Below are 1866 nucleotides of genomic sequence, written 5' to 3'. Positions count from 1 at the left end.
CCGCCCAGTGCGGGCGCCGGCGGGCCCGTCGGCTCGGGCGCTCGGTGCGGCTCAGTCGCTCAGGACGGTCAGGTCCTGGGAGGCCGGCGGTACCTCGACCGTGCCCCGGTCGTCGGGCAGCGTCTGCACGGTGAACGCCTTCACGCCCTTCTCGTCGGCCGCCAGCATGCGCGAGGCGTGCACCGGCCCGCCCGACAGCCACTCGACGGTCAGCGCGTAGCGCCCTTCGAGGCCCTCGGGACGCAGCGTGTCCAGCACGGTGGTGGTGCCGGCCTTGAGGGTCCGGGTCTCGCTGGCCGGGGTGCCGCCCCCGCTGCCGCCGGACGCGGTGACCTTGACCTTCGCGGCCTTGTCGGGGGCCGCCAGGGCGAGGGTGCTGCCCTCGGCCTCGCTGCCGGCCGCGCTGGTCCGCTCCAGGACCGGGTCCACCGCGGGGATGAACGCCGTCTCCTGCTTGTCGCCCTTGCCGCGCAGCACACGCAGCGCGGCCACCACCGGGACGTCGGAGGCGCCCTCGGCGGGGGTGAGGACCAGCGACCCGGCCTCTCCCTGGGTGAGGTCGCCGAGGTCCACCGCGGCCGTCATGCCGCTCTTGACGTGCAGTGTCTCGTTGCCCGCCGGGGAGATGGAGCCGGTCGGACCGGCCAGCTTCACGGCCAGCTCGGCGTCCTGCTCACCCGGGGCGAAGGCCACCAGCCGCACCGCGGTGGCGTCCGCGGGGATGCCCGGCAGTACCTGGGTGGCGGCGGGGGCGGCGGAGGCCGCGATCCAGTCACCGCCCAGCTTCTCGTCCAGCGCCTGGACCTGGGCGCCGACCCGGCCGGCGCGGACCGCCACGTGCAGCGTCAGGTTGACCGCCGGGTCGCTGGTCAGCGTGGAGAGCAGCACCGGCACGGTGGCGCGGCCGGGGATGTTGATGCCGGAGCCGCTGTCCGACTCGATCCGGCCGTCCTTGCCGTACAGCTGGAGGTCGACGGTCGCCCCCGCCTCGTCCGGGTTGGTGAGGTGGATGTAGTCGTGCCGGTCGGCCACGGTGCTGACGCCGGCGAACCAGAACTCGGTGTCCGGCGGCGAGCAGTTCAGCCCGTAGAGGCCGCGGCCGGAGCCTGCGCTGATGATCGTCGTCTGCTGCACGGTCCAGCCGGGCGCGAGCGGCCCGTCGGCGGTGCCGACGCGGGCCGGCAGTTCCGTGCTGTCCTCCTCCTCGCTCACCGGGGTCCCCGGCTCGGCGAGCGGCAGCGCGGGCTTCGGCTCGCGCTTCTTGCCGTTCTCACCCTCGCCGTCCTCGCCCCCGCGGCCGCCGCCCTCGACCGTGGCGGTGGCGGGCAGCAGCCCGGCGGTGCCCTTGCGGTCGGGGTCGCGCTGCTTGCCGCCGGCCGGGGTGAAGGCGGTGTGCACCGTCTCGCCCAGGTCGGAGGTGGTCGGCTGCGGGCAGACGAGGGTGGACTGCTCGACCGGCAGCCGGGCCGCCGAGGCGTCGGCCGTCGTGCCGTCGGCCGACGCCTCGGTGCCGGTGAGCTGGGCCAGGCCGGTGACGGCGGCCAGCGCGGTGACCGCGGCGATCAGACCGAGGGAGGTGCGGTTGAGGCTCACTGCTGGCTCCGGTTGTCGTACGTGGTGCCGTTGTCGTACGTCGTGCCGCCGTACGTGGTGCCGCCGTCGTACGCCCCGCCGCCGTCGTAGGTGCCGTTGCCGTACGGGCCACCGTCGTGCGGGCCGCCGTCGTACGGGCGGCCGCCGTCGTGCGTGACCTCGCCGTACCGGGCGTCGTCGTACCGGGGCGCGTCGTACCGCGGGGCGTCGTCGCTGCGGACCTCGTACGGGCCGCCGTAGTCGTGACCGCGGGCGTGGCGGCGGTCGTCGCGG

The 1866-nt window shown here is 75.7% G+C and carries 1 protein-coding gene and 1 pseudogene; both read right to left on the bottom strand.

Annotated elements, in window-relative coordinates:
- Positions 1–51 precede the first annotated feature (51 nt).
- Positions 52–1593, bottom strand: a complete 1542-nt coding sequence (locus ACYVE9_RS25105) for a DUF5719 family protein (protein WP_461030182.1) — start codon at positions 1591–1593, stop codon at positions 52–54.
- A pseudogene (locus tag ACYVE9_RS25100) lies at positions 1590–1866 on the bottom strand (hypothetical protein); the annotation flags it as partial. The pseudogene ACYVE9_RS25100 and the gene ACYVE9_RS25105, both read right to left, overlap by 4 nt.

This window comes from Streptomyces sparsus (assembly GCF_054776295.1).
This window is presented reverse-complemented; position numbering and strand designations above follow the sequence as displayed.